This is a genomic window from Saliniramus sp., from assembly GCF_035311605.1.
Taxonomy (GTDB): domain Bacteria; phylum Pseudomonadota; class Alphaproteobacteria; order Rhizobiales; family Beijerinckiaceae; genus Saliniramus.
This window is the reverse complement of record NZ_DATGCW010000349.1, coordinates 1-4,862: the sequence shown is the minus strand read 5'-3', so window position 1 is coordinate 4,862 and position 4,862 is coordinate 1. Positions and strand designations below refer to the sequence as shown.

At 64.0% G+C, this 4,862-nt stretch carries 6 protein-coding genes; 2 read left to right on the top strand and 4 right to left on the bottom strand.

Going from position 1 to position 4,862, the window contains the following annotated elements; translation table 11 throughout:
• Window positions 1-338 precede the first annotated feature (338 nt).
• The 4 genes from VKP01_RS15450 to VKP01_RS15435 form a co-directional block, all read right to left on the bottom strand.
• Window positions 339-833, bottom strand: coding sequence for a DoxX family protein (locus VKP01_RS15450; protein WP_324413847.1), 495 nt, complete (start codon window positions 831-833; stop codon window positions 339-341).
• Window positions 830-1,633 carry a DNA-binding domain-containing protein gene (locus VKP01_RS15445; RefSeq protein WP_324413845.1) on the bottom strand — a complete coding sequence of 268 codons (804 nt, stop codon included), beginning with the start codon at window positions 1,631-1,633 and terminating at the stop codon, window positions 830-832. Before VKP01_RS15445 ends, VKP01_RS15450 begins: the two co-directional genes overlap by 4 nt.
• On the bottom strand, window positions 1,617-2,492 hold the full coding sequence (locus VKP01_RS15440) for a DUF692 domain-containing protein (protein ID WP_324413849.1): 876 nt from the start codon (window positions 2,490-2,492) through the stop codon (window positions 1,617-1,619). The genes VKP01_RS15445 and VKP01_RS15440 overlap by 17 nt, the downstream gene beginning before the upstream one ends.
• A 233-nt stretch (window positions 2,493-2,725) precedes the next feature.
• The gene (locus VKP01_RS15435; protein ID WP_324413843.1) at window positions 2,726-3,019 is read right to left on the bottom strand and encodes a DUF2282 domain-containing protein; all 294 of its coding nucleotides are present in this window, start codon (window positions 3,017-3,019) and stop codon (window positions 2,726-2,728) included.
• Window positions 3,020-3,337: 318 nt separating this feature from the next.
• Between VKP01_RS15435 and VKP01_RS15430 the strand changes: the two genes are divergently transcribed.
• Window positions 3,338-3,847: an A24 family peptidase gene (locus VKP01_RS15430; RefSeq protein ID WP_324413840.1), complete on the top strand. Its 510-nt coding sequence runs from the start codon at window positions 3,338-3,340 to the stop codon at window positions 3,845-3,847.
• 166 nt (window positions 3,848-4,013) lie between these two features.
• Window positions 4,014-4,607: a hypothetical protein gene (locus tag VKP01_RS15425; protein WP_324413838.1), complete on the top strand. Its 594-nt coding sequence runs from the start codon at window positions 4,014-4,016 to the stop codon at window positions 4,605-4,607.
• The last annotated feature ends 255 nt before the right edge of the window (window positions 4,608-4,862 follow it).

Sequence of the window (4,862 nt, the reverse complement as noted above, 5' to 3'; positions counted from 1 at the left end):
CGGTTCGCCCGACGCGGTCGACTCCGTCGGCGCGCGGGCGGGCGGATCAGGCTGCAGTTCATGGATCGTGCCGATCTGCACTGGTGCCGGAACGGGCATGGCGGGCACAATCGGAGCGGGGTCGTTCATCTGCGCGGCAATCATGATCTCAAACTCGTCTCGCATGTCTGATGGCATCGCGTCCTTGCGATGAGCAGGACATTCGATGCGGAACGCGACCGCCGCGCGGCGTGATCATGGCGAATTTGGGGATTCCGGTTAACGGGAATTGACCGTCACGGCGATTCCAGGCCCGCACGGGGCCCGGAACGACACGAGGTATTTGGCACACGCTGCGATCATGTCTTGCGATAGCGCCGCGCGATCAGTGCATCGAGGGAGAGCATGCCGGGGCCGCGTGCCACCACATAGAGGAACGCCACCGCCCAGAGCCCGTGCGTCACCCAGGCACCGGGATAGACGAAGATCTGGATCACAGCCGTCATGATCAGGAGCGACAGCGCCGCGTAGCGCGTGGCGAGGCCGATCACGAGGAGCACCGGGAAGACGTGCTCGGCCATGGTCGCCAGATAGGCCGCGAGCGCCGGATCGATGATCGGCAGGGCGTATTCATGCTCGAAGAGAAAGAAGGTCGAATCCTTCAAGGAAAAGCCATCGACCTTGGTGCGTCCGCTCAGCCAGAACACGGCGGCGGGGAAGATGCGGGCCGCCAGCGCGATCAGTTCATGCGGGGTTTTCGCCATGATGCCGTTTCCGCTCTCGATCCAGGCGGCAAGGCGCTGGACGAGCGGTGGTCTGGCGCTCTGGGCGGCGGGGGTTTCGACGGCATTCATGGCTGGTCTCCGGTCGAGGTTGTCGAATTGTCGAGGGTGAGCGCGCTCACGAGGCCGAGCGAGAGGGCGCGCCCGAGGGCGAGACCGGGTTCGCAGGCGCGATCGCGCGCATGGGCGGATTCGGCGGCCTCGGCGAAATCCGGATCGGCTTGCAGCGCGGCGATGAAGGCGGCTTCGCCGGGTGATACGGCGAGCGTGATCACGGCGTCATGCGGGCGCGCGACCAGCGTGGTCTCGGGCTGCGGCGCGGTGATCCGCTGCGGCGTCGCGCCCGGCTGGTTCATTCGCCAGATGGTGAAGGCGGGGTAGTCCGAGGCAACGAGGCGCAGGCTCGGATGCAGCGTGATGCGCAAGGCGCCCGGATCAGCTTGTGCGAATTCCGCCAGCGCGGCGGGCGCGACCGGCTCGGAATCGGCGGCGCGATAGGCCTCGCCGCGCGCATATTCGATGCGTGCCACATCGGCGAGATAAGGCAGGCTCTGCGCCGGCGGGAAGGCGGCGAGGAAGGCGGGGAAAACGTCGCCATATTCCATCAGGACCGGCGAACGCGGCGGATGCGCCCGGATGAAGGCATGGGCGACACCCTTGAAGAAGGTCGCGCCGACGAGGCGTTCGATCACCGGGAACCGCGCTTTGAGCGCCTTGATCAGGCTGCTCGCGACATTGTTGCGATAGACCGCGAAACGTGCTTGCGCGATCGCGGGCGGATAGGGGGCGAGGCCGGCGGGCAGCGCATCGTCGAACAATGCGCGCGCGAAGGCGGCTTCGCCTGCGACCGGCGCATCATGCGGCATCGACATGACGGCCTCCCGATGCGCGCGCCGCGTCGAGAACGGCCCGCGCGCGTTCCGCTTCCGCCATCAGGATCGCGAAGTCGGGCACGTCGTTGTCCCATTCGATCAGGGTCGGTGCCCGCCCGGTGCGCGCGAGGGTTTCCGCATAGAGTGTCCAGACCGGATCGGCCACGGGAGAGCCGTGGGCATCGATCAGAAGCGGTGAACCGTCGGGCAGCGTATCCGCGTCATGGCCGCCGAGATGGATCTCGCCGACGGCGGCAAACGGGAAATCCGCAAGATAGGCGCGCGCGTCGAGCCCGTGATTGACGGCGGAGACAAAGACATTGTTGACGTCGAGCAGGAGGCCGCAGCCGGTGCGCGCGACGATCTCGCGCAAGAACTGCGTTTCTCCGAATGTATTCTCGGCGAAGGCGACGTAGGTCGAAGGATTCTCGAGCAGCATCTGCCGCCCCAATCGCTCCTGCACCTGGTCGATGTGATCGCAGATGATGGCGAGCGTCGCCTGCGTATAGGGCAATGGCAGCAGGTCGTTGAGAAAGGCATTGTCATGGCTCGACCAGGCGAGATGCTCTGAGAAGCTCTCCGGCTGATAGCGCTCGCAGAGGCTCGCGAGGCGCGTGAGATGATCCGCATCGAGCGGGCCGGCTCCGCCGATCGACAGGCCGACACCATGCATGGAGAGCGCATAATCCGCCCGCAACCGCTCCAGCCGTCGATGCACCGGGCCGCCTGCAGCCATGTAGTTCTCGGCATGGATCTCGATGAAGGCGAGATCGCGCCTTTGCGCGGTGAGTGCCTCGAAATGCTCCGCCTTGAACCCGATCCCGACGCCTTCCGGCAGATGGGAGGCGTTGCTTGTCATATTCATGCCACTCTCCTTTTCTCGACGCTCTGTTCGTCACCCGCGCGCCCGATGAAGCGTGATCTCCCCTCTCCCTCCGAGGAGAGGGGCCGGGGGTGAGGGGCGCTGATGCAGGGCGAATTGCATCACCGGGAAACGTCGCGGTTCCACCCTCACCCCTGTCCCCTCTCCGCAAGGGAGAGGGGAACGCCGGCATCCATCGCTCCGCTCGAAGCGTCAGCCGCGCGCCAGGATCAGGCCGGGCGTTCGATTTCTTCCAGCGAGCCGGGGCCGTGGGGCGTATCGATATCCGCGCAGGTCCCGGCGGGAACGAGGGTCCAGGCATTGCCCTGGTAATCAACAGTGGAAGTGCCGGCGCAGGTTGTGCCGGGGCCGGCGGCGCAATCGTTCTCGCCGGCCAGAGAGATGCCGTAGCACTTCTCCATTTCGTCGGCATGCGCCGCGCCGGGGACAGCGGCGAAGCTCAGCGCCATGGCGACGGAACCGGCGAGCGCCAGTGATTTGGTGTGCAGCTTTCTATCCGACATGAGTCATTCCCTTCTGTGTTGCGTGACGGAAACCGCGTCAGCTTCCGTGAAGGGGTTCGTGCCGGCACCGCATTTCGTTACGCCGCGCACGCTCTTGTGTTCGTGCGCTCACATCCGCTCACGGATGTGTCATCACGCCGCAGGGTGGTCAGGGCAAAATCGCAGCGGGACTCGCTGACAGTGGTTTTGGTTCCCGGGGTCTCGATCCGGCTTTACCGGATATTCGTCATTGGCGTGCATCCTTGGCAGGAGAACTCAGGGCCGGGTTTGCATCGGACGATGTGCGGGCCCGTTTCAGCAATGTGATGCGAGTCTGCCATGTCGATCCTCACCATTCTTGTTCTCGCCGGTCCGGCGCTGATCATCCTCGCAGCGATCTACGACGTCTTCACGATGACGATCCCGAACTGGCTGTCGCTGGCGCTGGGCGGATTGTTCGTCGTGACCGTCCCGTTTCTTGGACTGGACTGGTGGACAATCGCCATGCATGTCGCAGCCGGGGCGCTGATCCTCGCCATCGGCATTGCGATGTTCGCCGCCGGCTGGGTTGGTGGCGGCGATGTGAAGCTTGCGGCTGCGACCTGTCTGTGGGTCGGTTTCAGCCTGATGATCGAATACTTCTTCATTGCCGCGATCTTCGGCGGCATCCTGACGATCTTCATCCTGCTGATGCGCCGCCTGCCCTTGCCGGCTACAGCCCAGCGGGTCGACTGGATCGAGCGACTGCACAATCCGGCGAACGGCGTGCCCTACGGCGTTGCGCTGGCCTTCGGCGCCATCCTCGTGTTTCCGCGCACCACGCCGTGGCTTGCCGTGGCGATGATGTGAGTTGATGATTCCCGGATATGACGGAGCAGCGCGCGGTCGAGGTCGCCGGGCGATGCAGGCAGGCCCGGGAAAACGCTTCCCGAGCGCAAAAAAACATTGAAATTTTTTTCAGAAATGATAATTGAGCATCGTTAATTAATTTTTATTCTACATTAATGAGGTATCCATGATTGCACCACTTGCTCCTCTCCCGTCCATGTCAACTCCTGACGCGAAAACGGCTGCCCCGTCTTCCGGCTTCGAATTGGCTTCCAAGGCGGAACCCCCTCCCATCAAAGGGCTGAACAGCCTGGGTGCCACGCAAGCCCAGCTTATCGCCTGTACCGGGATCCCTGATCTCGAAAGCCCTGCGGTTATGCGTCTTGGGGGCTTCGATCTCGACTTTCTTGTCGATCGTGCGCGTCAGGAGAACGCATTCGTCGGTCGCGACCATGCGCCGTCAGTGATCCTTGTCCACGATTCGGATTATGACGCGCTCAATGACCTTGCCGCCAAGCTGAAGGACTTCAGCGGTGATATCGTCGAGCCCGGCGGTCACGTGGCCATTACCGGTCCGCGCGGCACGTATTCTGCCGCAGACCTGCAGGCCGCCGCCGATGAATCCGGATTGACGATCCTCGTCGCCGAAGGCGGTCGCAGCGGTGCGACCGTCTACCGCCCGGGTGCCGATGAGGCCGAGTTCGATCCCAATATCAGCGTCGATGACGGCGGCGCCATGACCCGCTGCCCGGGCCCCGGCTCCATCGATTTCGGTAACTGATCGCCTGACCATACCGCATGGTTCTACCTGCTTTGACCACCTCCGCGACACGCTTGCGGGGGTGGTTCGCGTCTTGTCACCCCGCGAGAAACTGCCAGATCAGGAAGCCCACGGCGAGGAATGGCAGGCTGCGGCCCACGATGAATATCCGCCACGACCACCAGCGGCTCTTGGCGCCCAGCGCATAGACGATCTTTTCCGGCGGCATCAGCCAGCAGAGTAACCCCGCCCCGATTACCCCGGAAGCGATCACCG